Source organism: Arthrobacter alpinus (genome assembly GCF_001294625.1).
Taxonomy (GTDB): Bacteria; Actinomycetota; Actinomycetes; order Actinomycetales; family Micrococcaceae; genus Specibacter; species Specibacter alpinus_A.
Map to the genome: position 1 here is coordinate 3,465,246 of NZ_CP012677.1, position 24,765 is coordinate 3,490,010.

The following is a 24,765-nucleotide window of genomic DNA, read 5'->3' on the forward strand; positions in this document are numbered from 1 at the left end:
TAAGGCATAGCAGGGGAGCCGGGCACCGTAGCCTGCTTTGGCTAACGGCTACAGAGCCCGATGAACGCGCCCAGCTCGGCCATGCCCGCCGGTTTGGACGGCATAAAGTTCGTCAACTCGGGAGAACGGATGATGACTGCCCGCCACTGGCCGCGGGAGATGGCCACATTGATGCGGTTGCGGTTCAGCAAGAACTCCATCCCACGAGGCGCCCCGGAAGGATCGGCGCACGCCATGCTCACGATCACCACGGGCGCCTCCTGGCCCTGGAACTTGTCCACTGTGCCGACACGAACCTCCGCAAGCCCTGCCTCATCCAGAACTCCCCGCACCAGGTGAACTTGGGCGTTGTACGCGGCAACGACCAGGAAATCCGCCTGGCCCAACGGTCGCGGCAACTCATCTTGGCCCGGTGTCCAACCCAGCCCAAGATGTTCCCGGATCTGGCGGACAATCTCCGCTGCCTCCTCGGGGGAGGACTGCACATTGTCCCGATCGCTCCCGGCGGACTGTGGTACCCGGACCGCTTCCACACCGGCGGGCTTGCCTTCCAAATGGCGCCGGGAAGCCGCCGGCGCAGATTCGAGTTTGCCCTCGTAGCTGAGCCGCGACACAGCACCGCACAGTTCGGGGTGCATGCGCCACGAGTCAGCCAAGAAGTAGCCCTTGTCCTCGGGCAGTGTTGCGTGGCCCCTCGATAGCCAACCCAACGCTGACTCGTCCACAGGAACCGGGTGCGATCCCTGCGTGACCTGCGGCAATTGCTGGGGGTCACCCAGCAACAACAGCCGCTTGGCTGACTGCGCCACGGCCAGCGTGTTGGCCAGCGAGTATTGCCCGGCCTCGTCAATGACCAGTAAATCCAGCGAACCGGCCGGCACGTTCGAGCCCGTCATGGTCCAGGCTGTTCCGCCAATCAGCGCACCTTCGGGACCATTAAGCAGACCGGCAAATTGTTTGTCATCGGTGATCGTCCACGGCACGTCATGAGGTGTGGCGAGTTTCTTGGCAACCCGTTTCGGATCGACGCCGGCCTTTTCGACGGCGGCGCGCAGCATGTTCTCCACCACGGCATGCGACTGGCCCACCACGCCAATTTTCCAGCCCCGTGCCATTAGTTTGGCAATGACATGGGAGCCGACATGGGTCTTGCCGGTGCCGGGCGGTCCCTGCACCGCAAGGTAGGAATAGTCCAGATCCAGCACTGCGTCCGTGATGGCGCCAATGTAGTCGGCTTGGAGGTTACCTTCGCTGTCATGATTGACGACGACGGCCGGCAGGCTTGTGCCGATGGCCAACCGGGGCGTGGCCCGGAGCAGAATCTCCAAGCCCGGGTGCCGGGGCAGATGCGGCAGATTGCTGCCCACAGTGTTCGCCAACGCAGCCAGCGCCGCCCGGATGCTGGCTGTTGGCACCGGTTTGTTGGGTGTCAATGCCATGGGCAGCTGGGTATAGGCAGGCACCTTGGTGGTGGACTTTTCACTCACGAGGAGAGTTGTGAGTTCCGGCGTGGTTGGCTCGGAAGCGTCCTCGAGAACAGTGATATTGAACAAGCCGTCGCGTTTTCCAGGATCGGTAAAGTTCTCGCCCATGCCTTCCGGAAGGGGGGCGTCAAACATCCCAAACCACTGGGTTCCGGGCCGGAAGTCGGACCCCTCAGTTGCTACCCCTGTCAGCCGGAGCGTGCGGGTCTCGGTTCTGGCCCGAGTCGTGGCTTTGGCCCAGTCCTCAAGCACCTCGGCGTACTGAATGTGAAGGATGTTGCGTTCCTCCGGCCAGGACTGTGCTGGGGTGTCGAGCCTGTCAAAGTGTCCCCACCAGAACTGCTTGTCCTCACGCTGGTGATAGCTGGCGGCGGCAGCCACCATCTCGATAGCGGTCTCGTCCGCGGAGAACTTGCGGTCCTTTTGCCCGCGTAGGTTATCAATGAATGCCTGAAGCTTAAGCTCGTCCTCAGTGCGCTCGTACGTGTTTTCCGCCGGCTCGGTGCCCTCCAGCTTTTGTTGTTTGCCACTGCCCTGCGTCCACTCCCCAACCACGGTTGCGGCACCGATCTCAAGCAGCCAGTCCCGCAGGCGCAAGGTGGAAAGGCAGTCGTACTCGTTGTAGGCGGAAATTGACGCTAACGTCTCCCGCGCCTTGGTGGCGCTGCCCGCATCCCCGGCCAGTCCGGCGTCGTGCGCGGCGCAGTAGTCAGCATAAGCAACCACGGAGGCGCCGGCATTCGTCACATCCCCCACACGTCCGGTGGGCATGTAAAACGGCTCCAGCTTCTTGATCGAGTACGAGGCCTCGGAGATGCGCACCGACTGCCGGACGGTGTCCAGCAGGTCCACGAGGAGCCCGGAACGTAGCCAGCTGTCCACAATGTCCTCACCCACGCCGTGGAACACCGACAGGTTGCGCAGGGCAGACTTCTCGTAGGGTGCGTAATGGTAGACGTGCATGTCGGGGTGTTCGGCCCGGCGTTTTTCCACGTAGGCCAGGAAGCCCAGGAAAGCGGCACGTTCCTCCACGAGGGAATGCGCCCAAAAAGGGATGAACACTTCCTTGGTGCCGGAAGCCGCGCCGGGAATGGGGGCCTCAATGGACCCGAAAAGGTACTCGATACCCCACTTTTCCGTCACCGGATCCTGCCAGAGGGGATCACCCTCAAAGTCGAAAAAGATGTCGCCGTCGCTGGGCGCGGGCAGGCGGCTGACGCTGTCCCGCAGCACCTTATAGCTCACCTGGTGCGTGTCGGGTTCTTCGCCGGCCACGGCCGTGCCGTCCACCGCATCCTTGCCCAGTTGCATGCGGGCCTGGTCGCGCAGCCTCGCCAACGGGCCACTCGCCGTTGCCGTTGGCATGGTGGCGAGGTCCTCGACTGTGGCGATGCCCTGCGCCAAAAGTTTGCGGCGCACGGATCCGCTCATGCCATTGACCAGTAACAGGTCCTGGTTCAGGTGGATCTGCTCGGTGCAGTAGTCGCAGCGGCCGCAATAGCGCACGCCCTCCTGCATCCACGTGATCTGTTCCGGTTGGGCGCGGTGCCCGGCTGTCATGGCCAGAAAATTCTCCCGGCGCTCGCGAAAGACGGGCAGCAGATCCGGCATGGGATGCTCACTCAAGCTGCGGTCGCCCAGCATCAGCGTGGTCACCGGGGCGACGGCGATGCCGTATTTCCCCAGCTGGTCCCCGTACGCGGCCAGCTGCAACAGGGCGCTGACCCGGGCGTGGCGGGCCAGTTTGGTGTCCCACACGGCGTACGAACCGTCCGGCTCCTTGACCAGAAAATCCGCGAAGCCCAGGAGGGAACCGTCAAAGAAGGTGGCCTGGAAGACGACGTCGGCCCCGGCCCGCAACGCCGCCAAGGTCTCTTCCCGCTTGGCCTCAAGTCCAGCCCAGGTGAGCGGGCCCCGGCCCACTGCTTTGACACCCCGGCCCGTGACAGGATCCCACGTCCCGTGTTGGGTAACGAGCTCCGCCAGGATCTTGTGTTCAAAGGCGTCCCCCAGTTTAGAGGCCCGCTGGAGCATGGCGTCCTCGGGGAAGTCTGGCTTGTCTGCCCTGCCCAGCTTCGTATCCAGGATTCGCAGGCTCTTGTATTGGCACTCGCTGGCAACCACCAAATCGGAGGCGGAAAAGATCAGCGGCGCGTCGCCACCTGCGGGGGAGTCAAGCAAAAACATGTCGTGCCTTCCAGCGGGAGGTTGCAGTCACTTGAATCTAGCAAGGGCCACAGACATTTTTGTGGTTCACCCGGCCCACCGGACAACCGCTGCAGTGGCATGATAGGAGTGCAGACCCGAATTTCGACACGTTCAAACCCACGGAGTTCTCATGCCCACGTTCAGCTACACCACGGCCCTTCCCTTTCCACGGGCTGAGGTTTTCGGATGGTTTACCCGGCCCGGCGCCCTGGTCAGGCTTACGCCGTCGTTCTTTGGAAAGGTCCTGGCGGAGCCCAGCCACGGCATCAACCCGGGCTCGACGGCGGCCATTGGGGTGGGTGCGCCCGGCGGGCTGGGCATGTGGCTGGGTGCAGCGGCGGGCACAGTCGCCGGCATGCTTCCGCAGGCACTGGCGGGCCTGCGGTCCCTCCGGCCCGAACTGCGGTGGGATGCCCTCCACACGGAGCTGCTGCCCGGGGAACAGTTCACCGACGTGATGACCAACGGGCCGCTGACCAGCTGGACGCACCAGCACACCTTCGCCGACGGGCGCGTCCAAGGAAGTACGCTCATGACTGACACCGTCAGTTACGAGCTGCCCTCCGTGGCCGCGGGGCACTGGGCGCGGCAGCAATTTGAGGCCGAACTGACCCGAATGTTTGCCTTCCGTGAAAGGCAGCTCCTGGGGGACCTGGCTTTCCATGCGGCCCACGCAGAGAACGGCGGGGAGCCTGGCACCATCGCCGTGACGGGGGCCTCCGGGCTGGTGGGCACGCAGTTGTGTGCCCTGCTGGAAGGGGGTGGGCACACTGTTGTGAAGCTGGTGCGCCGGGCGCCGCGCAGTGGCTCGGAAATATTTTGGGACCCCGCCGCCGGGACGTTGGATGCGGCTTCGCTGGCCGGCTGCGACACAGTGGTCCACCTTGCCGGACACACGATTGGCGGCCGGTTCACCACACAGACCAAGGACGCCATCTATCGCAGCCGCGTCTTGGGTACCCGGCTGCTGGCTGAAAAGCTGGCGTTGCTGGCCGACGACGGACGGCACAGGGCCTTAGTTTCCGGCTCAGCCGTGGGCTACTACGGGGCGTCACCGCACGGCGCCGCCGGGAGCCGCGGAAATTCCCAGGCCCTGCTTGAGTCCGATCCCGCGGGCACGGACTTTTTAGCACAAGTGAGCAGCGACTGGGAGGCGGCGTGCCGCCCCGCGGCCGACGCGGGCCTACGGGTGGCCAATATCCGTACGGGAATAGTGCTTTCTGCCGCCGGAGGCGTCCTGCAACGGCTGCTTCCCCTCTACCTGGCCGGTGTGGGTGGGCCCCTGGGCAGGGAGCAGTGGCAGAGCTGGATCGGCATTGACGACATTGCCGGGATCTTTGCCCACGCGGCACTGACCCCCGCCGTGGAGGGGCCGGTCAATGCCGTGGCCCCGCACCCGGTTACTGCCGAACAGTTCGCCCACACTTTGGGGGCCGTGCTGCACCGGCCCGCGCGCGTGAAGGTGCCTGCCTTGGGTCCTACCCTGCTGTTGGGGAAGCAAGGTGCCGCCGAGCTGGCCTTAGCTAGTCAAAGGGTGTCCTGCGCCAAGGTGGTGGCCAGCGGCTACGAGTTCAGGCATGAGTCACTTGAAACGGCCCTGCGGCACATTCTGGGCGCTTGACGGCTACTTTATGCACCACACTGGGCGCGAGCCCTGCGCACGTGGACAAGATGCGCCGAACCAGCAGCAGGTCCGGAGCACAAAGAAAGTAGACCGCCCGGATCAGGTCGCGGGGTCCTGGTGTGGGGCGGCAAGGTGCGCGGCATCTTGCGCCGCCCTGAACGCCCGCACGGCCAGGTACACGATGGGGACCAGCACTACCAGCGCAACAATGTTGACCCAGCGGAAACCGCCGATGGCCAGCACCGGACCGGCCACGGCCGCCATGCCTGCGGCGCCAAAGTTCATCATCATGTCGCTGGCGCCCTGCAACGGCACTCGAATCTCCTGAGGGGCTGAGGCGCTGAGCAGTGACGAGCCGCCGATCAGGCAGGCGGACCAACCCAGGCCCAAGGTGGTGAGCGCGATCGACATGAACAAGGGGTCGCTGCTGTCCGAGACCACCGCGCCGAGGATGATCGCTGCCAGGAAGATGGCACAACCGGTCAGGACCACCCGCAGCGCGCCGATCTTGTCCACGAGCCAGCCAAACACTGGGCTTGCCGCGTACATCCCCACAATGTGCAAGCTGATCACCACGCCGATGATCTCCAGCGAATGCCCGTGCGCGTTCATGGACACCGGCGTCATCACCATGACGCCCACCATGATCATGTGCCCGCCGGTCACCGCGGCCAGCGCCGCCAGCGCGAGCGGGTTCCGTACAGCAATGCGCAGCGCGGCCCAGGCTCCGTGCCCCTTGACCTTTTTGGGCGCCTGGGGAGGGACGGCGACGGCACCGGGCTCACCGGCGTCGTCCTTCTCCGCCGGGGCTGGCTTCTTGGGTGCGCCCAGGAAGAAAGTGGAGATCACCAGCGCGGCCGTGAGGAATGCGACGAGGGAGAAGATGAACGGGCCCGAGAGTGGCACCAGCTCGAGTTGTACACCCAGCAGGCGGCCGGGTTCGGAGAGGTTGGGACCAGCCACCGAACCGATGGTGGTGGCCCAGATGACGATCGCCATGGCCCGGCCGGCCTTTTCCGGGGCCACGCCATCCACCGCCGCGTACCGGGCCTGAAGACCCGATGCACTGGCGGCGCCAAAGAACAGCATGCCCACCGCCATCAACCAGAACTGGCCAAGGCTCGCGGAGAGCAGGACCAGCACCGCGCCGAGAGCGCCCAGCGCAAACCCGGTGCTCAACGCCCAGCGGCGCCCCGCACGGACGGCGAGGTTGGCCAGCGGCACGGCCACCAGCCCGGCACCCAAGGTGGAGGCTGTCTGCACAAAACCGGAGGCCGCCGTCGTACCGGCCAATTGAGCGGCCAGAATCCCGCCCACAGAGATGCCCGACGCCACGCCCACACCCGAGAGCAGCTGGCCAATCACCAGCACCAACTGATTCCGGCGGTGGCGTGAATGCTCGGCTGAGGGCTCGTGGGTTTGCAGGGCTACGGGGATGCTCATGGTCTCCTTGCGGCGAAGGCGGAGCCGCGGATGGGGCTGGGGGCGTTGTGGTTTGGTTTAATCACAGCCATAGACCAGTGTGACAGAAGAGCGGCACGCCGTGACAGAGACGTCCAAAACCAACCAGACCAGTACGGAGTAAATTTTTTGCCGCCATCATGGCCGGTGAATTGCGGGCCGGGCCCCTAGGAAAGGGCCTTGGCCGCCGCAGTGACGACGGCAGTAGTCAGCAGGTCCAACGCCGTCGACTGGATCTTCCAACGCTGCCAATACAGCCCAATGCTGGAGATGTGGCCTGGCATCAACTCCACTAGGTCACCGGAGCTCAGCCCGGCGCGGCAATGAACCGCCGGCATGAGCCCCCAACCCAGCCCCAGCTGGACGGCCGCAGAGAATTGAATGGTGTCGGGGATGTAGTGCTGCGGTCCCGTGAGCGGTGAGGCGCTCACTTCCGTGAAGAAGTTGCTTTGCAGCGTGTCGCTGCGGTCGAACTGCACAGCCGGTGCAGTGGCCAAAAGCTCGGGGGAGAATCCTCCCGGGAACCAACGGCGCATGAAGGCAGTCGATGCAACGGGGCGGTAGTTCATGGCCCCAAGTGGAACCGAGGTGCACCCCTGCACGGGATCGGGTGTGGCGGTGACCGCCGCCATGGCCTCGCCGGAGCGCAGCAGGCCGGCCGAATGCTGTTCGTCCTCGCGCAGGACCTCAAACCTTAGCCCGGCGTCAGGGGGGACCAGCGCCAGTGCCGCCATGAACCAGGTGGCCAGAGAATCGGCGTTGACCGCTACGGCAATGGCGGTCCCGGTTGTTCCGCTCAGCCCCAGCTCCGCCGCGGCATCGGCCTGAAGTTGGCGCTGCTGCCTGGCCAGCTTGTGCACTACGACGCCTGCGGTAGTTGCGGCAACCGGGGTGGTGCGTTGCAACAGGACCTGGCCGGCGGCCTGCTCCATGGCCTTGATCCGCTGGGAAACCGCCGATCCGGTGACATGCAATTGCTGAGCGGCTGCGTCGAAGGTGCCGCATTCAAGCACGGCCAGAAAGGTGCGAAGCTGGTCGGTCTGAAAAGTCATCATTAGCATCCCTTAGGCATCTGAAAAATCATTAGCTGTACTGGCCATCGCCATTTTAGTAGCTTCAATACTTGTGACACCACTGGAAATCCTCTCGACCACAGCCACCGGCCTCGGTGCCGGGCTGGCGCTCATCATCGCCATCGGCGCCCAAAACGCGTTTGTGCTGCGCCAGGGACTTCGCGGCGAACATGTGGGGCTGGTGGTGCTGGTGTGCATGCTCAGCGATATAGTCCTGATTGCCGCAGGCATCTTCGGCATTGGTGAGGTGGTGCAGGCCGTGCCCGCAGTGGTGGTGGTCATCCGACTGGCGGGAGCGGCCTTCCTGCTCAGCTACGCGGCTCTGGCGACCAAACGGGCTTTCCGCCCGGGGGCCCTGAATGCCAGTGCGCAGCAGGGATCACTGAACCGCAAGGTGGTCCTGGCGACTGTGCTGACACTGACCTGGCTGAACCCACACGTGTACCTGGACACCGTGCTGTTGCTGGGTACCCTGGCCAACCAACACGGCGATCTGCGCTGGTGGTTTGGTGCCGGCGCGGCGATGGGAAGCGTCATCTGGTTCAGTGCCCTGGGATTCGGGGCCAAGCTCCTGCGGCCAGTGTTCGCCAAGCCCGGTGCGTGGCGGGTGTTGGACGGGCTGATCGCCGTGGTGATGGTTGTTCTCGGCGTGAAAATGGCGCTTGGAATCTAGAGGAAGTCCATCTCCACCCGCAGGAACGCCTCCGCGGAAGCGATCGAAGCGGCAAAGGCCTCCTCCTCCGTGGGCGAGGTCCGCGGGGTGCGTGTGAACCACTCGTGGCTGTTCATACGCACCTTGCTGAACCCGGAGTCGGGAGGGGCATAGAACACGGCAAAACGTTGCACCGGCCATTCGGGGCCCGTCTCAATGGCCACCAGCAACGCTGCGTTGAGTGCTGGATTGAACCATTGGGCTATGGGGCGGCGGCGGTCGTGGTCGAAGAGACCCGCGGCATACCGCGACGCGGATTGCGGCCCCATCTCGGCACACAGCCGCTCCCACCACAACGGCAGAATCTCGCTGTCGTGGCGAATCCATAGAGCCGGAATCACGGGTTGCTCATCGTGTGCGCCCATATTTCAATACTAGCGATGAGTTGCTTTTCATGTCACTGCTATTCACACCCCACACCATCCCCGTCGCCGTCGAACTTGGACTGGAATCCCGGCTGGCCGGCCCGGATGGGGGCGGCGCCTGCCGCTCGGACGGCGGCACAGTTCTTGTAGAAGACCTCAGCGCCGGGAGCGGGAACATGGGCTGGCACGAGGGCCGGTGCGGGTGCCACGGGCGGGGCTGCGGTTTCTGCGGCGGGGGCGCCCGCACTGGTGGGCACCCCAACGTCCGCGCAGCTACTCAGAACCGTGGCCATGGCGTCGTGCTCGGCCGCGGTGACCCACAAGCTGTAGGTGGCCTTGACGGATATTTGCCGGGCCACATAGTCGCAGCGGTACGATTTATTCGGCGGCAACCAAGTGGCGGCGTCGCCGTCGCTCTTTTGCTGGTTGGCAGGACCGTCGACCGCCAACAGGTTCAGCGGATCGTTGGCAAACGCGGTGCGCTGTTGCACGGTGAGCTGCTGGGCGCCCTTCTGCCAGGCGTCGCTGAGCGCCACAACATGGTCAATTTGCACGGCGGAGCTGGTGTCTGCCCCACGCACGAAGGATATGGTGGCGGCCGTGTAGGGGTCTGCCAGCACGCCGGTGAGAACAGTGCACTCCCACGTGCCCGGCTTGAACGTCTTGGCACTGAGATCCCGGTTCAGCATGTCATTGCGCGTATCGCAGCCGTTCTTGTCCACATCCGCCCACGCCTGGCCAAATTCCGTGCGGGCGTATCCGGTCTTCGGTGCCCGGCCCTTGACGGGGAGTGTGGCCAGGACATCCAGGGCCTTGGCGGCGAACTCCGGCTCGGTGTTGCCGGCCAAGTCCGCGCCGCCGGCATCGGGCGCGTGATCGCCGTCCATGGGGGTGGGGTCATCCTGTGCGGGGGAGGCCGCCGCTGTCTCGGTCGTCATGGACGAGGCCGGGGCGCCCGCAGGTGCTGACACGCCACCGCACGCCGTGGTCACCAGCAAAACGGTGGCAAGCACCGTGCCCATGATGAAATCGGTGGCCCGGAGGGGTTCGGTGGTACGAATCTTGCTCACGGCAGCGCTCTTTCGTGGCCAGCTGCGCGGAGCGCAGAAATGAGGGGGGTGAGAGGCAACCTTATCCCGTGGACCGGGTGGGGGTCTCGACGAGCTGGACCACAGGGGGCCGTCAACGTGGCAGAAGTGCCAGGATGCTCCCCAAGATTTCCTCCCCGGCCAGGACACCACGCACGGAGGTGAGGTGAAGATGCGCGGCCAGGTAGCCGGCGTCGTGCATCTCGCCATGCAGGGGACGGAAGGCAATGTCGGCGTTGGCCAGCATGTCCTGATCCAGGAGCGAGTCGCCGGCAGCAATGACGGTGCCAGCGCCCGTGCGGCGAACCACCTCGGCCAGGGCGTCGGTCTTGTTGACGGGCACCGGCACGCAATACAGTTTCCGCCCCTGCACGGACACTGTCCAACCGGTGGCGGCACACATGGCCCTCAAGTCCGCCAGGAACGCCTCGGGCATGGCTGCCCGGTCGACGACGGCGTAGGCGAAGAGGTCCTCGGCCCGGCGCAAACGCAGGATCCAACCGGCAAAGTCGGTGTTGGAAAGATACGCCTCAATGGTCTCCAGGGGGGTGCACTCTGCCGCGATCCGCTCCGTCAGGTGACCGTGCCAATGAGGGTCGCGCACGCCGTGGTGCACCAGCACCCCGCCATTTGAGGTGATGGCGTATTCGGGTACGGGGCCGGGAAGCTGCACGCGATCGTACTGGGCCTGCGTGCGCGTGGTGACGGGGACAAATGTCGAGGACGCCATGACGCCAAGCAGGAGGCTCTCGGCCGTGCGGGTCATGTAGGAGAGGGGCGCGCCGTCGTAAACCTCGGCCACCACCATGGGAGGGGCATCCTTGTCCTCACCGTCGAGCCACAGCGCATTTTTGGAGTAGATCAGCGTCCTGTCGAGATCGCATGCCACCACCACCGGTCCGGTGAGTGCGGCCGCTTCAATGACGGGCGTTTCAAGAATTTGGGCCTCACGCATGGTGCACCGCCTTGCCATCGGCGCCCACGGCGCTCTTGTCGAACAGTGGATTGATCAGCCCGACGCAGCTGTACGGCAGCCCCGGCACCTCTTCCACCGGCACGCCGCGTTGTTGCGCCAGCAGCAGCACGTGGGCCACATCAGCCCGGGCGCCAGGGTTCACCAGCACCTTCCAGGGCACCCGGCGCAGCAGTACACGGGTGGTCTCGCCCACGCCGGGCTTGACCAGGTTCACGTTGTTGATGCCGTACTCGGAGCTGATGGCTTCAACTGCCTGCCAGCCCACCCAGCTGGGCGTCCTGTCCGCGTCCGCCACGTCCGCAAGCTCCGCCGCAACGGCGCCGCGCACGCCGGAGAACTGGGACGAGATGGCGTCCAAGAAATCGCCGGAGACGTCGCTGGGCGCCAATTCGGCATAGAACTTGGCCCCGTGGAAATCGTTCGGGCCAATGTGCTCGGTGTTGAAGACGGTGCGCGAGACAAGTCCGGAAACTGTGGAGTTCAGGCAGGCGGACGGGATCAGGTAGTCCTGGCGCGTGCCGTAGAGCTCGACGCAGTGGCCGGGATCGGCCAGCACGGCAAGATCGGCGGGGAAGCGCACGCCGTCGCTGGCTTCAAAGGAATCAAGGGCTGCGGCAAGCTCCTTTGAAATGGCGCCCTTGCCCGTCCAGCCGTCAACAAACAGGATCCGGGCCGGGTCAAAGTTTGCCGCCAAATACCGCAGCGCCGTTTGGTCAAGGCCCACGCCGCGCACAATGCTCATGGTGAAATGTGGGGCGTCGATCCCGTGGACTGCCTGCGCCCAGCGGCGCATCAGAATCCCGATGGGCGTACCAGCCCTGGCCAGGGACACCAACACCGGGCTGTTGTTCCTGGCGGCCAGAGCCAGCTCCGTCACCACGCCTACCGCTGTGGCAATGCGCCCGCCCGATCGCTGAACCGCGTCCTGGTACAGTGCTTGGTATTCGGGGCTGGGGGTGTATTCCACCGGCAGAGATTCGGCATAGTTCGCCGCACCGGACTGGATGGCGTGTTCGCGTTCCGCGGTGGGCGCCTCCAGAGTCAAATGGCTCAAATCCTTCAACAACCACGTGACCTCATCCGGGGCGTAGGAGCCAAACTCCGGCCCGGTCAAGGGGACGGGAAGTGGTGCCGGGCTCATGGGATTTCCTCTGCGCTGGGTTGGGGTGTGGGGTAATCTGCTGGCAGGAGCACGACGACGACGTGATCGGCCGCCGCCTGCAGCGCAGGTGCCAGCCCCGGGAGGTCAGGGGCCGTGCCGCGCATGACGGCGTCGGTGTCCGTTCCTGGTTCCGGGAACACCACGATGGTTCCCGGGCGCCTGCCGGTGCCCGTGAGATTGTAGGCAAACCGGATCCCGGGCCCGTCGGCCGTCAGGTCGTGGCTGGCAAAGGTGAGTGCCCCGGCAATGGCGTAATCGTCCCTGTCGATCGGGACGATGGGGGAGCGGGTGGTGGTGGAGAACCGTACTCCGGCGTCCGGGCGCAGGGTGTCCAGTTCGGCAGCGATGGCCAACGGCACGAACATGTTCTCCTCGGTTCCCACCACAACCACCGGGCCATGCGTTCCTCGCTGGCGCAGATGGTCGGACACGGCACCGGCCACGGTGGCAACGGTTTCCTGCGGTGGCGGGGCAGCATTGCCAAAGCGGTCGCTGCGGATGGGGATAATGTCCGCCGCTGTGAATTCCAGCAGTGACAGGTGACCGGACCGTGCTGTTTGCGCGGCAGGGGCAGAGTCCTGCGGCAGAGAGTCGATCAGCTCCGCGGCCCTGTCCAGGATGTCGCTGCCTAGTTCTATGGAGCCGGTCCCCAGGGCCACCACTGAAATCCGGCAGTCCAGCTCCGCGGCTAGGGCGTCAAAGCGCTCGCGGTCCGGTGCCGAGCGCAGGTCGATCAGCGCGGCCACCACATAGGTGGAGTGCGGCACCAGGGCGTGCAACTCGCGGATGGTGTTGATGACCGTGGAGCCGGTGCTGAGTTCGTCATCGACCAGGATGACCGGGCCGTTTCCGTCCAGCCAGTGCGGGTCCGTTGGCACCAAACGGTGGGAGGTGGCGTGCGAATGACCCTCCTGAAACCCGGCAGCCTGGGCAAGCCCCGGGGTGGCGTGCCGGGTCGAGTGTATGTAGTAGGCGCCCAGGGCGTTGGCCACGAGCCGGCCAAGACCCGTTGCAGTTTCGGCGTAGCCAATCACGACCGCCTCCGGCACGGGGGTGCGTAGTCCCGCCACCAGCGGGGTCAGGGCGCCAAGGGCGTCGGGCCGTAGACCCGCTAAGGTGCCCGGTGTCAGCAGTGCCGCGAGCTGCGCTGCTGCCTGTTGCAGGGGAGGGTAGTCCCCCAGCGGCGGTGTGGTGGTGCTCGGGGACTGCCCTGCGCCGGCCAGTGCCTGCGCCACGAGGGCGCCCAGCAATTCCCCGGCGGCAATAACCAAGGCGGGTTCGGTGGGGATGTGCTTGGCCAAGACCTGCGACACCAGCAAGTGGGCGCGCTTGGGGTTTCGGCGCAGGGCCAGACCTACCAGGTCCGCCACGGCCACGGTGCTCGCCGGATCGGAGTGGATGCGGACATCAAGGCCGGAGGCGAGAAAGCCGCCGCTCCACGGCGCAGAAGGGCGCCCGCTCATGCCATGCTCGCTTCGAGGAGGTCCACAAAGGTGACGTCATCGGCCGCCACACCAAAGGCCTGAGCCCGCAGCAAGATACGTTGCGCCCAGGCCTGGTGAGGTTTCATCTCGTTCATCTTGTTGCGGTACGGGGATGCGGCGGCGCCCCCGCCCACGTTCCCGGCAATTACCGTCGCGTCAAGAAATTCCTCGTGGCTGACAACGCTCATGGCGTGTACTAGGGCAACGTGGGTGGGGTGGATGACTGTTTTGCCCAGCAGGCCGTTGGCCAGGTCCAGCTCGATCTCGCGGATCAACGTGTCCAGGTTCGCCGTCATGATCCTGGTGCGTAGTTCCCGTTCCGACGCGCCCATGAACGGGGTCAGGCGCAGCTGCGGGCGCAGCACCCGTTCGGTGTTGGCATAGTGCTCCCAGACGGGTCCGGAGATCACGAAGCCGCTGTCGGGGCGGCCCAGGACATTGACAATATCGCCAATGACGGTGGCCACCACGTTGACGTCGTAAATGGTCAGATCGCGGGAGCGGCGCAGGCCAAAGGCGCTGGACATGTCGGTGGCGCCGATCCGCACCGACAGGATATCCTCACGGTTGGCGCTCAGGAGTTCATGGATGTGTGTCAGGGCCGCGGCCCGGGTTTCCAGGTGGATGACGGCCGGCGATTCCAGGATGGGCATGATCCGCAGGTGGCGGCCCGGTGCATGGCCCGCCACGCGGCGCCCATCCAGGCCCTGCTCGGCCTGCGCCGTGTGCAGTGCCTCGAGGAAAGTCGCTCCCGTCCCTGTTTCGTTGTCGAACTTGGGGATCACAAAACCGGTCAGTACCGCCAGGCTGGCCCCGGCCCGGCGGGAGAGGGCCAGCAGCTGGTCGGCGGTGCGCACGCGCACAAACAGCATGGGCAGGTCCCCGTCGTGTTCAGCCAGACGAGCCAGCGCCGCAATCACATTGCCCTCGGCTGCCGGCACATCGGCGTCGGGGATGGAGTCTTCAAGGCACAGCACCATGGACGCGCAGCCCAGATCGCGTTGTCGCAGCACATCCTTGACCAGGTCTGCGCGGTTCGCCGGCGTGTACAAGGTGCCACCCAGGGCAACTGCCAGCAGCCCCGGATCGCTGTCGGCAGTGAGCTCTTGCGGGGCCCGGAAAAACAGCCGGGTCAGCTGGGAGGGTGTCAGGTACCGGAAGTGTCGCATGTGCCCTTTCGCACTATTTTTGAGGAACTCAGGTGCCGTGCTGTGGTGAGTACGGAAGGCGGCCTTACTAGCGGCGATAAGAGGAGGTCGGTGCCTTGTGTGTCATAGTGAAGTCAAACTCCTGCCAGATCTGCTGGTCGGTCCAACTATGCGGAACCGGTTCGGCTCGCAGCTCCAGCACATTGCCGATGCGCAGGGCCAGCATCAGGATCTGGGTGCCGTCGGCTGGCGGGGGCAGTGCCACCTGCGCCCCGCTGAAGATTTGCACGCCCATGGGGTGGGTGCCGCGGTTGATGAAAATGGCCCGGCGCAGCTGGCGGATGTGGCGCAGCGTCACCAAGGCATTTTTGCCATCGTAGCCCGCCAGGGGCCGGTTTCCCGTGGTCATCAGGGGGCTCCCGGCGGTATGGCCGTCGACGTCGGCGCCCCCTGTCACGCGCCGGACGCTCTCCCACGCCATGGCGGTGCTGCCGCTGACCACCATGGTGCCCACCGCCGATTCCAGCGCCGTCAGCCGCAGCACCCGCTCCTTCAGGTTCAGTTCAAAAATATCCCGGATGCCCGGGGCCGCAAACAGCAGCGCCACTTCATGGTCCATGACCTGGGCAGCCTCGCGCAGTGCCGCGAGTTTGAGTGCCCGCGGGCTGGTGGAAGACGCCGGGGCGTTCCGTCCCAGCACCAGCCCACCGGAACGCTGGGGTGCTGCTTGCGGGGTGGGCATCGCCGGGGAGTGGACGGGCGGTAGTGCCGCCGGGCGGCTAAGATTCAACCCCCCGGAAAACGGTGGCACCTTGGCGCTCTGGGGCACGGCGGGAGCCGGCGCTGTACGCCCGGGCTTGATCCGGCGTCGCAAATACGGCAGATCGGTGCGGGGGGAGGAGGTGTTGACCATGGCTTAGAGGCTGATTCCGAAGTCCTTGGCCACGCCGGCCAGGCCGGTGGTGTAGCCCTGACCCAAGGCGCGGAACTTCCATTCGGTGCGGTGTCTGTAGAGCTCGCCGAAGATCAGGGCCGTGACGGAGTCCATGTTGGTGGCGGGGATCTCGAAGCGCAGAATTTCCCGGTTCTCGGCCGTGGAGAGGCGGATATGGGAATTACGCACCGCAGCAAAGGTACCCTTGCCACGCACATCCGGGTCGACGTAGACAAAGAACACGATCTTGGCGATGTCCTCCGGGACCCGTGAGAGGTCAACGTCAATCTGTTCCTGGTCTTCCTCACCGGCGAAGGTGACCGAGGCGTCGGCGCTGACCAGCTGGTTGAAAAACACCAGGTGGTCGTTGGAGGCGGCCACGCCGTTGGCGTCGCACATGACCGCGAAGGGCACCAGTTCAGCGCTTGGGCCGTGGCTGGGGATCGATTCCCAGCCCAGGCCCACCACCACATGGTCCAGTCCGGGGTTTTCAACTGTCAGGGCCGCGTTAGCCCCGGCTACTAGTGTTGCCACGACTGGCCTTCCAAACGCAATGGGTCCCTTTCAACGGGTACATGGGGTGCAGGGCGGTGCTCAAGTTGCAAGGCGGCGTCTTGGCCGGCAAACTTATCTGCCAAGAAACGCCCGTGGGTGGAGAGCTCCTCGACGGCGCCGATGCGGATCTGGTTGAGCAGATCCGCCAGCGTCTGCTCCAAGGTTGCCAATTGTTCGGCAAACATGAAGGTCGCCTTGGATTCCTCGTCGTGGTGCGCCGGGGGCAGGGCCAGGTAGGCCTGCAACGGGGTGGGCACGTAGGAGCAGATCATGGCGTTGAGCAACACACGCTGCTCGGTGGAACAGCCGCGGATGCTGATGTCGGCCACGGCCTCGCGCATCAGGTCACCCAAATGGCGCAGCTGTGAGGTCAACAGCGGTGGCAGGTGGCTGCCGGAGCGTCGCACGGCAGCGCGGAGCGCATCCACTGCTGCACCCATTTCGGCGATCTCCGCCGCCACCGGGTCTAACGCGACGGCGGGCGGCACCTGGGGTGCCTGCCCGCCTCCGAAGAGACCACCTACAAAACGGCCAATCATGTGCTTACCTTTGCTTCGTTGAAAGTACTTCCTAGGCTACTCCCGCTCGGACTGGCGTGAGCGCTCAAGGTACGGCTTGGCCTTGGCCAGCCCGTCCTCCAGCGCGTGCACTGTGCCTTCCATGTTCTTGGCCGCGGTGGCGCGGAACGTGTCGATTGCATCCATGGTGGCAAAGACGTTGTCGAAAGCCTTCTGCAAGGTCTCGACGCTGACGCCGGAGCTGGAAGCCTGCTGGTGGATGCGGACAGTTTGGTCCTTCAACATTTCACTGGTCTTCAAGATCATGTTGTTGGTGGTGGTATTGATGGCGTCGATCTGATCCAGCACCATCTTCTGGTTCGCCAGCGCTTGGGCCACAATGACTGCGGTGCGCAGGGCCGAAATGGTGGTGGTGCGGGCGCGGTCCACGCCCTTGATCAGCTCGACGTTGTTCTTGCGGATCAGGTCCATGGCCAGGTAGCCCTGTACGGACACGGCCAGCTGGGTCAGGATGTCCTGGTGGCGCTGGCGGATCGGGAATAGCACGTCGGCTTCAAGCTTCTGCGCCTGCTCGATCTGCCCGGAGGCGCGGGTTGCATCAATCTTCTCCACGCAGGCGGCGTCCAGAGCCTTGGCGAACACGGCGTACTCGCTCAGGCTCTGCATGGTCTCCCAGAGCTTGACCTTTTCGCCGGCCAGCGAGGCATTGTCCTTGAGGAGTTCGTCCTGGCCGGCCATGAGCGACTTGATGATGGCGTCAAGCTGAGTCTGTGCGGACTCGTACTTCTGGAAGTACTTGGCCATCTTGTTGCCGCCCGGGATGAAACCAAGGATTTTGCGGCCAACACTGAGGTCGGCGTTGTTGGGGGTCAGGTCCTCTACGGTGGTGCGCAGGTCATTGAGGGTGCCGGCAACCTGGGCCTGGGCACCGTTGCCGCTCTTCTTTGCCCCCGCCATGGACGTGGTGGAGCGCTCCAACATACGACTGGACGCGTCCGAGGACGAGGTCATTTCGGTGCCAGCCAGCTTGGAGATGCCGTCCACCTTTTCGGTGAACTCCGGGCTGCGGGCATCAAAGTTGGCAATCTCGGCGATGTATTCCTGCGCCTGGCGGTTGATCTCCACCTGGCGCTCGGCCGGGACCGGAACCATGCCCGGGGCCTGCTCCGGCTCAACGATACCGGGGGCGTCGGGGGCCTTCAGGACCAGTGAGGTTTCGGCTTCGGTGGGAGGAGTCAGCGGAGAGGTCATGTGTTTATCCAGATTCGTTAGCGGTGGATACCGTGCGGTGATGGTGGGGAGGAATTGGGGACTAGCCCAGTGGGACGCCGAAGTCAGTGGCGATTCCTGCCAGCCCGGTGGCGTAGCCCTGGCCGACGGCCTTGAACTTCCATTCGGCGCCGTTGCGGTAAATCTCGGCGAACAGCATGGACGTTTCCGGGGCCGCGTCCTCGCTCAAGTCGAAGCGCACGATCTCGGTGTCGTTACTGGCGTTGACTACACGGCAGTATGCGCCGCGGACCTGACCAAAGTTCTGTCGGCGTTCCTCGGCCTTGTCGATCGAGACGACGATGACAACACGGTCGACGTCGGCAGCGATCTTGGTGAGGTCGATGGCGATTTGTTCGTCGTCACCGGCGCCTTCACCCGAGCGATTGTCACCCTTGTGGACCACTGAGCCGTCCTTGGCTGAGGGCTGGTTGTAGAAGATGAAGTCGTCGCCGGAACGGACCTTGCCGTTTGTACCCAGCAGCAAGGCCGAGGCATCCAGGTCGAAGGCCTCGCCTGTTGTGGTGCGCGGATCCCAGCCCAAACCAACCAGCGCCTGTGCAAGGCCTGGATCGGTTTTGGTCAGTGAGAGGTTATTACCTTTTTCAAGCGTCAATCCAGCCATGAAGTCTTATCCTTCGTTTCGATTGTTCTCAAGCGTACCCGCGACGAGTTCGCGGCGGGAGGGGGGAACTAGTCCAGGGCAATCCCAAAATCGGTGGCGATACCGTGCAGGCCGGCGGCGTACCCCTGACCCACGGCGCGGAACTTCCATTCGGCGCCACTTCGGTAGATCTCCGCAAAGATCATGGTGGTTTCCGACGCGGCGTCCTCGGAGAGGTCGTAGCGGACAATTTCGGTGTCGGTGTCCTGGTTGACCACACGGCAGAACGCGTCGCGGACCTGGCCGAAGTTTTGGCGGCGGGCATCTGCCTGGTCGATGGAAACCACAATGATGACCCGGTCGATGTCGGCCGAGACCGCATTGAGGTTGATCAGGATCTGCTCGTCGTCGCCGTCGCCCTCGCCGGTACGGTTATCGCCCTGATGGACTACCGAACCGTCCTTGGCCTCAAGCTGGTTGTAAAAGATGAAGTCGTCATTGGAACGGACCTTGCCGTTCTTGCCAATCAGGAGTGCGGAAGCATCCAGATCGAAGGCTTCCCCGCTGGTGGTGCGGGGGTCCCACCCTAACCCGATCATGGCCTTGCTCAAACCGGGATCGGCCTTGGTCAGGGAAAGGTTGCTGCCTTTGGACAGTGTCAAAGATGCCATGGTGTTGTACTCCTTCGCTGGTTGCTGATGTTCGGGGAACAGTTAGAGGGCGTTGGCGGCCGGGGCTACTAGGTCCATGGCGGTGCGGCCGTTGGCGCGCTCCCCAATGGCCTTGAATGACCAACCGGAACCCTCACGGGACACCTTGGCCATGATCATGGCGGTGTGGGTGCCTGCGTCGGTAAGCTGGAAACGGGCCACCTCAGGCGAACCGGCGGTGGAATCGTCCACCAGGCGGCAGAAGGCGTTTTCCACTTGATCGAACGTCTGGCGGCTGTAGCTGCTGATGACAAACACAATCTGCTCCACGGCCGGGGAGACCTTGCCCAGGTCAACGTGGATCACCTCGTCGTCACCGTCGCCCTCACCTGTCAGGTTGTCTCCGGCGTGCTGAGCGGATCCGTCCTTACTTGCGAGCTGGTTGAAGAACACCACGTCCAGGGCCTTGCCGTCCTTGCCAAAGAAGATGGCTGAGGCGTCAAGGTCGATGTCGGCGGCTTTCTTCATGCCGAACAGTCCGCGCTTGACGGGGGCTGCGGTGTCCCAGCCCAACCCCATGCGCACCCGGGTGAGGGCGGCGCCGTCGGTCTTCTTCAGTGAAAGTGCTTGGCCCTTTTGCAAGCTAAGTCCCATAATGAATTACTCCTCTAGAAAAATTGCTCGAATTTAGTTGGAAAGATGGTGTTCTTTAGCCGTTTCTTCAACGGCTTTCTTCTTATTGCGCAGAAGCGAGGAGCCGAATGAGGCTCCAATGAAAACGACACCGATGACGCCGGTGATTACTTCGTTGATTTCTACACTAATGGTGAGCAGCAAAATAATGGAAAGGGCGCCAATGGCCCAGTGCGCACCGTGGTCAAGGTATTCGAACTCGTCAAGGGTTCCTTCACGGACCAGGAAGACCGTCAGCGAACGCACGAAGATGGCACCAATCAAGCCCAGGCCCAGGGCGATCAGGATGGGGTCCGAGGTGATGGCAAAGGCGCCAATGACGCCGTCGAAGGAGAAAGACGCGTCAATGACTTCCAGATAAAGGAAGAGCATAAACGCTGCCTTTCCCACTGCCGCCCCCACACCTTTACTCGACTTCTTAGGTTTCTGATCCTCGTCCGCGCCAGGGATTGTGAAAAGATCGCCCAAGCCATTGACCAGCAGATAGGTGACCATGCCCAAAATACCGGCAATCAAAACGTCAGCTTCCTTGCCGGGACGGACCATGGAGGCGGAGACCACCAGCAGGATCAGGCCAATCGACAAGGAGGCCCCGTGCAATCTGCCGATGAATGCCAGCGGCTTCTCCAAGAAGCTGATCCAGCGAAGTTCACGTTCCTCAAACATGAAGTCAAGGAACAGCATCAGTAGAAAAATCCCGCCAAAGGCGGCTATTTGGGGGTGTGCCTCATGGAGCAGGTAGGCGTAGGAACCGGGCTCGTGGATGCCGCCCTTCTCCAAGGCAAGCGAAACGGCCTGAACCGGGTTCAGGTTTGCCGTGACGCCCACTATCAACAGTGGGAAGGCAATACGCATGCCCAGGACGGCGATCAGAATGCCGACCGTGAGGAAGATTGTCTGCCAAAAGGCGCTCAACTTTTCCAGAATGCGGGCGTTGACCACGGCGTTGTCAAAGCTGAGGCTGATTTCGAGCGCACCGAGGATGGCGCAGAGTATGAGAGCTTCAACGCCGCCGTAGAAGAACGCGACCATGAGCGCCACGGCAGTGATCGCGAACGACCACCCAAATGTCTTCATGAACACGCGGCGACTAGCTCCTCGAGAGTGCCCGGTCTTGGACGGGCGGGTTTTGTAGCGGGCTTCGTTGCCAGCCGATCGACCCTACGGTCCAAAGACTGTGAAGCTTTTATCAATTATCTCCGCTTGGCCGCCTAATTCCTAATGGATTGGCGGAAACAGAGCTGGGAAAACCCTGATGATTTGCCGCAGGTATGGGGTGGGTCAGCCGCAGACTGGCGACCATGGCCAGTGGACTGCATCCCGGCTGCGGGCGCTGAATCGGTGGGCGGCAGATGCTGTGGAAGCCGGGCTGATGGTCCCCTGCCAGGAAGGCTTGGAGCGGATCGCAGCGGCTAAGGTCGCCGAGCACGTTGGCCTTAAACCGCCGGTGGTCCTTGCCTGGGCGGCAACCTTGAATTGGTTGATGGGCCAGGCTGCATTTGGTGTCGCGGAGCCACACCTTCAACTCCCTGACAACCTCTGGGTTCCTGCTGGAATGGACCTGGTCGTTGAAGACCTGGACAAGCCAGCGAAGGTGCCGGCACTGAAAGAGGCGCAGACACCGGCGTCGAGCAAGCTGCCCAACTGGGAGTCCGCTGCCCGGGAACAGGTGCTCCAGGCCATCACGCGTTACACGAAGCCGCTGCACGAACTCAAGGCTCGTGACGCTAATGAAGGTGATACCCGCCTGGTTGTCACCGACATCCTCTGTGAGGGCCTGGACTATGACAAGTTCAGGGACCTGACCACCGAATACATGGTTCGGCAGGACTTTTGCCAACTATGGCGTGCGGATCGATAAGCAACTGGTGGCCTTCATTGAGGTGAAACGGATCAGCCAGAAACTCAACGAGCGGCACCTGCGGCAAGTGCAGATGTACTCGGTCAATGAGGGCATTGAATGGATGGTCCTCACCAACGGTGCCGTGTGGCAGGCCCATCACCTCACGGGCGGGCTGCCTGTGATTGTCAACATGGCCTTCGAGATTGACCTGCTGGGCCCGGCGCCGCTGGAGGAGAAAGCGGAGCTGATGTTCCTGATCCACCGCGAGGCGCTGAAACGCCGGCGCATCGACGAATTGTGGAAGCACAGTGCTGCCACCGAGCCCAAGGCCCTGTTGGAGCTCATTCTCTCCGACACCATGCTGGAACAGATTCGCAAGGAAGTGAAGCGACGTACGGGCATTACCACCACGCCCGAGGCTCTGGGTGAGGTCATTCGCACCGAGATCGTGGACCCGAAACTCCTGGCCAAGGTCTATAAGTCCTCTCGGTAAGTCCTCAAGGAAAGCAACGGAGGTGGACCGGCCATAGACTGGCGACCATGACGAGCGCGCTGATCACCTTGCCCAAAGCCGAGCTGCACTTGCACATTGAAGGCACACTGGAACCGGAACTGATCCTGGAACTGGCGGCCCGCAACGGCATCACCTTGCCCTTCCCCACGCTGGGGGAGCTACGGGAACAGTACGAATTTGCCGACCTTCAGTCCTTCTTGAACCTGTACTACGCCAACATGGCCGTCCTGGTCACGGCCGAAGACTTTGCCGACATGACCCGTGCCTATCTGAGCCGAGCCAAGGATTCCGGCGTGCGGCACGCCGAAATCATGTTTGACCCGCAGGCGCACCTGTTCCGCGGTGTTGAACTGGCGACGGCGGTCACCGGCATAGCGGAGGCGCTCGCCTCCAGCGAGGCAGAGTTTGGCATCAGCACCGGGCTGATCGCTGCATTCCTGCGCGATGCGCCCGAAGCCTCCGCCTTGGAAGTCTTGGAAGAATTGCTGGCGATGGGCGCGCCCATCATCGGCATTGGCCTTGACTCCGCAGAAGTGGGGAATCCGCCGTCGAAGTTTGTCCGCCTATATAAACGTGCACGCGCCGCCGGCCTGCGCCTGGTGGCCCACGCAGGCGAGGAAGGCCCGGCCAGCTATGTGTGGGACGCGCTGGATCTGCTCGGAGCGCAGCGGATCGACCATGGCATTCGCAGTGTTGAGGACGCCGTGCTGGTCAAGCGGCTGGCCAAGGAGCAGATTCCGTTGACGGTGTGCCCGCTCTCCAATGTGCGTCTGCGTGCCGTGGACACGCTGGCCGCGCACCCCGTGGTGCACATGCTCGCCACGGGGCTGAATGTGTGTATCAATTCCGATGACCCTGCCTACTTTGGTGGCTACCTGGGCAGCAATTTTCAGGCCCTGGTGGCAGAGTTTGACTTCGATGCCGACACTTTGGCGACGTTGGCGGGGAACTCCATCCGCTCCTCCTTTGCCACGCCTGCGCGTAAGTCGGAGTTGCTGGCCGAACTTGCCGTATGGCGGGCCCACCAAGACTGAGCCACTCGCCAGAACGGGGCCAACCCGCGAGAACGGTGGGTCTAGGTCCCGTTCTCGCGGGTTGGCCCCGTTCTCGCCCCTTACGCCCGGGCGAACAGGACCCCGGCGGCATTCATGGCCGGGCCGGCCTGCTCAGCCAGCAGGAACGCGCCGAGCCCGCACATGATGATGCCGCTGGCCAGGCTGATCCCCCGCGCCGCATTGGGACGGGAACGCAGGAGTTTGCGTGAACCGGCGGCGACCACCGTATAGATGATCGCCGCCGAGGCCACGAATGACATTCCCAGGATGGCCGACTGCAGCGGCACTGGGAACTCGGCATGCGGGCGGATGAACTGCGGCGTCAGGGCCAGGAACAGCAGCATGCCCTTGGGGTTGATGCTGCTAACCCCAAAACCGTTCAGGAACGCGCCGAGGGGAGATCCGGCGTCGCCCGTGGAGCCGGAGGCGTCAGTGGTGAAGCCGGCGCCGCGCCACGACTTCACTGTTGAGACGCCCAGCCACAACAGGTACAAAGCGCCGGCCACCGTCAGCCACAACAGCAGGGCAGGTACGGCGGCCATGAGTGCGGCGATTCCGGCGGCGAGCAAGATGGTGTGCAGCACGTACCCGCTGCACAGTCCTGCAATGGCCGGTGCGAAGCTGCGTTCGCGCAATCCAGCCGATATGGAATAGGCCCAGTCCGGCCCCGGCGTGCAGGTCAAGGTGACGGCGACGATGAGGAATCCGATGAGTGCCTGCGGATCCATGATGCTCCTGAAATGGAAGTGATGATGCAAGCAAGCTTAGGGAAATTGTTGCCACAAGTGCTTACTATTTACTGCTCCAAACGGGTCGATTGAGATAGAATCAGTAAGTGATTGATGTCATTGACAGAGAAATTTTGCGCAGGCTCCAAAGCGATGGGCGGATGACTGCCACGGCGCTCGCCGCCGAGGTGGGTCTGACGGTGGCCCCGTGTCACCGCCGCATGAAGGATTTGGAGACCGACGGCGTGATTAGCGGCTACCGGGCGGTTATTGACCCGGCGAAGGTGGGCCTGGGCTTTGAGGCGATCGTGTTCGTTACGCTCTCCCAGGTGGACCGGGCCACCTTGGATAAGTTCGAGGCCATGGTCAAGGCCACCGTGCACATCACCAGCGCCCAGCGGCTCTTCGGAGACCCCGACTACATTTTGAAAGTTGTGGCCGAGGATCTCTCTGCCTACCAACAGTTCTTCGACAATGAGCTGACCGTCCTTCCCGGCGTGCAACGCGTCAGCTCCACCCTGGTCATGAAGAATCTCAAGGGAGAATCGGGACTGCCGCTGTAATCTCCGCGCTAATCGGTGTGGTCAGTCCACATGCGTCACTTTTTGCCCTACAGT

Annotated in this window: 24 protein-coding genes; 6 read left to right on the forward strand and 18 right to left on the reverse strand. The window is 63.7% G+C overall.

Annotation, left to right across the window (positions count from 1 at the left end; all coding sequences use genetic code 11):
- Nucleotides 1-41 precede the first annotated feature (41 nt).
- On the reverse strand, nucleotides 42-3,671 hold the full coding sequence (locus AOC05_RS15725) for a bifunctional RecB family nuclease/DEAD/DEAH box helicase (protein ID WP_062008182.1): 3,630 nt from the start codon (nucleotides 3,669-3,671) through the stop codon (nucleotides 42-44).
- Between the two features lie 151 nt (nucleotides 3,672-3,822).
- On the opposite strand from AOC05_RS15725, the gene AOC05_RS15730 reads away from it, so the two are divergent.
- A complete protein-coding gene (locus tag AOC05_RS15730; protein ID WP_062008183.1) occupies nucleotides 3,823-5,313 on the forward strand; it encodes a TIGR01777 family oxidoreductase in 1,491 nt (496 codons plus the stop codon).
- 102 nt (nucleotides 5,314-5,415) lie between these two features.
- On the opposite strand, the gene AOC05_RS15735 is transcribed toward AOC05_RS15730, so the two are convergent.
- Together AOC05_RS15735 and AOC05_RS15740 are read right to left on the reverse strand one after the other, a co-directional pair.
- Nucleotides 5,416-6,759 carry an MFS transporter gene (locus tag AOC05_RS15735; RefSeq protein WP_062008185.1) on the reverse strand — a complete coding sequence of 448 codons (1,344 nt, stop codon included), beginning with the start codon at nucleotides 6,757-6,759 and terminating at the stop codon, nucleotides 5,416-5,418.
- Nucleotides 6,760-6,944: 185 nt separating this feature from the next.
- Entirely contained in the window at nucleotides 6,945-7,832 is an 888-nt protein-coding gene (locus AOC05_RS15740) for a LysR family transcriptional regulator ArgP (RefSeq protein WP_197277842.1), read from the reverse strand.
- Nucleotides 7,833-7,902: 70 nt separating this feature from the next.
- Here AOC05_RS15740 and AOC05_RS15745 point away from each other — a divergent pair, with 70 nt between their 5' ends.
- The gene (locus AOC05_RS15745) at nucleotides 7,903-8,523 is read left to right on the forward strand and encodes a LysE/ArgO family amino acid transporter (protein ID WP_062008187.1); all 621 of its coding nucleotides are present in this window, start codon (nucleotides 7,903-7,905) and stop codon (nucleotides 8,521-8,523) included.
- On the opposite strand, the gene AOC05_RS15750 is transcribed toward AOC05_RS15745, so the two are convergent.
- The 14 genes from AOC05_RS15750 to AOC05_RS15810 all read right to left on the reverse strand — a co-directional run bounded on the left by AOC05_RS15750 (nucleotide 8,520) and on the right by AOC05_RS15810 (nucleotide 21,085).
- Entirely contained in the window at nucleotides 8,520-8,927 is a 408-nt protein-coding gene (locus AOC05_RS15750; RefSeq protein WP_062008189.1) for a hypothetical protein, read from the reverse strand. The two genes, AOC05_RS15745 and AOC05_RS15750, sit on opposite strands and share 4 nt — an antisense overlap.
- Before the next feature lie 38 nt (nucleotides 8,928-8,965).
- Nucleotides 8,966-9,997 (reverse strand): GmrSD restriction endonuclease domain-containing protein, encoded by a 1,032-nt coding sequence (locus AOC05_RS15755; RefSeq protein WP_062008191.1) that lies wholly within the window; start codon nucleotides 9,995-9,997, stop codon nucleotides 8,966-8,968.
- Nucleotides 9,998-10,109: 112 nt separating this feature from the next.
- A complete protein-coding gene (locus AOC05_RS15760) occupies nucleotides 10,110-10,970 on the reverse strand; it encodes a hypothetical protein (RefSeq protein WP_062008193.1) in 861 nt (286 codons plus the stop codon).
- The gene (locus AOC05_RS19565; RefSeq protein ID WP_157375011.1) at nucleotides 10,963-12,132 is read right to left on the reverse strand and encodes a cysteine protease StiP family protein; all 1,170 of its coding nucleotides are present in this window, start codon (nucleotides 12,130-12,132) and stop codon (nucleotides 10,963-10,965) included. The genes AOC05_RS15760 and AOC05_RS19565 overlap by 8 nt, the downstream gene beginning before the upstream one ends.
- Nucleotides 12,129-13,616 (reverse strand): phosphoribosyltransferase domain-containing protein, encoded by a 1,488-nt coding sequence (locus AOC05_RS19570; RefSeq protein WP_154604714.1) that lies wholly within the window; start codon nucleotides 13,614-13,616, stop codon nucleotides 12,129-12,131. The genes AOC05_RS19565 and AOC05_RS19570 overlap by 4 nt, the downstream gene beginning before the upstream one ends.
- Complete coding sequence (locus AOC05_RS15770; protein WP_062008195.1) at nucleotides 13,613-14,806, reverse strand: HpcH/HpaI aldolase/citrate lyase family protein; 1,194 nt, start codon at nucleotides 14,804-14,806, stop codon at nucleotides 13,613-13,615. Before AOC05_RS15770 ends, AOC05_RS19570 begins: the two co-directional genes overlap by 4 nt.
- Nucleotides 14,807-14,873: 67 nt before the next feature.
- Nucleotides 14,874-15,698 (reverse strand): hypothetical protein, encoded by an 825-nt coding sequence (locus AOC05_RS15775; RefSeq protein ID WP_062008197.1) that lies wholly within the window; start codon nucleotides 15,696-15,698, stop codon nucleotides 14,874-14,876.
- A 3-nt stretch (nucleotides 15,699-15,701) separates the two neighbouring features.
- Nucleotides 15,702-16,253 carry a TerD family protein gene (locus AOC05_RS15780; protein ID WP_062008199.1) on the reverse strand — a complete coding sequence of 184 codons (552 nt, stop codon included), beginning with the start codon at nucleotides 16,251-16,253 and terminating at the stop codon, nucleotides 15,702-15,704.
- Nucleotides 16,241-16,813, reverse strand: a complete 573-nt coding sequence (locus AOC05_RS15785) for a hypothetical protein (protein WP_062008201.1) — start codon at nucleotides 16,811-16,813, stop codon at nucleotides 16,241-16,243. Before AOC05_RS15785 ends, AOC05_RS15780 begins: the two co-directional genes overlap by 13 nt.
- Before the next feature lie 36 nt (nucleotides 16,814-16,849).
- Nucleotides 16,850-18,043, reverse strand: a complete 1,194-nt coding sequence (locus AOC05_RS15790; RefSeq protein ID WP_062008203.1) for a toxic anion resistance protein — start codon at nucleotides 18,041-18,043, stop codon at nucleotides 16,850-16,852.
- A gap of 61 nt (nucleotides 18,044-18,104) precedes the next feature.
- The gene (locus tag AOC05_RS15795) at nucleotides 18,105-18,686 is read right to left on the reverse strand and encodes a TerD family protein (RefSeq protein ID WP_062008205.1); all 582 of its coding nucleotides are present in this window, start codon (nucleotides 18,684-18,686) and stop codon (nucleotides 18,105-18,107) included.
- Nucleotides 18,687-18,754: 68 nt separating this feature from the next.
- Nucleotides 18,755-19,336, reverse strand: coding sequence for a TerD family protein (locus tag AOC05_RS15800; RefSeq protein ID WP_062008207.1), 582 nt, complete (start codon nucleotides 19,334-19,336; stop codon nucleotides 18,755-18,757).
- A 42-nt stretch (nucleotides 19,337-19,378) separates the two neighbouring features.
- Nucleotides 19,379-19,969: a TerD family protein gene (locus tag AOC05_RS15805; RefSeq protein ID WP_062008209.1), complete on the reverse strand. Its 591-nt coding sequence runs from the start codon at nucleotides 19,967-19,969 to the stop codon at nucleotides 19,379-19,381.
- 33 nt (nucleotides 19,970-20,002) lie between these two features.
- Nucleotides 20,003-21,085 (reverse strand): DUF475 domain-containing protein, encoded by a 1,083-nt coding sequence (locus AOC05_RS15810; RefSeq protein ID WP_230085393.1) that lies wholly within the window; start codon nucleotides 21,083-21,085, stop codon nucleotides 20,003-20,005.
- Between the two features lie 199 nt (nucleotides 21,086-21,284).
- Between AOC05_RS15810 and AOC05_RS15815 the strand changes: the two genes are divergently transcribed.
- Genes AOC05_RS15815 through AOC05_RS15825 form a run of 3 tightly spaced genes read left to right on the forward strand, consistent with a single transcriptional unit; the run spans nucleotide 21,285 to nucleotide 23,399 of the window.
- Nucleotides 21,285-21,869, forward strand: coding sequence for a hypothetical protein (locus AOC05_RS15815; RefSeq protein WP_154604715.1), 585 nt, complete (start codon nucleotides 21,285-21,287; stop codon nucleotides 21,867-21,869).
- Between the two features lie 7 nt (nucleotides 21,870-21,876).
- Nucleotides 21,877-22,344 (forward strand): hypothetical protein, encoded by a 468-nt coding sequence (locus tag AOC05_RS15820; protein WP_154604716.1) that lies wholly within the window; start codon nucleotides 21,877-21,879, stop codon nucleotides 22,342-22,344.
- Nucleotides 22,345-22,391: 47 nt separating this feature from the next.
- Complete coding sequence (locus AOC05_RS15825; RefSeq protein WP_062008217.1) at nucleotides 22,392-23,399, forward strand: adenosine deaminase; 1,008 nt, start codon at nucleotides 22,392-22,394, stop codon at nucleotides 23,397-23,399.
- An 80-nt stretch (nucleotides 23,400-23,479) separates the two neighbouring features.
- On the opposite strand, the gene AOC05_RS15830 is transcribed toward AOC05_RS15825, so the two are convergent.
- The gene (locus AOC05_RS15830) at nucleotides 23,480-24,148 is read right to left on the reverse strand and encodes a LysE family translocator (RefSeq protein WP_062008219.1); all 669 of its coding nucleotides are present in this window, start codon (nucleotides 24,146-24,148) and stop codon (nucleotides 23,480-23,482) included.
- Between the two features lie 107 nt (nucleotides 24,149-24,255).
- Here AOC05_RS15830 and AOC05_RS15835 point away from each other — a divergent pair, with 107 nt between their 5' ends.
- Nucleotides 24,256-24,711, forward strand: a complete 456-nt coding sequence (locus AOC05_RS15835) for an Lrp/AsnC family transcriptional regulator (protein WP_082358029.1) — start codon at nucleotides 24,256-24,258, stop codon at nucleotides 24,709-24,711.
- Nucleotides 24,712-24,765 lie beyond the last annotated feature (54 nt).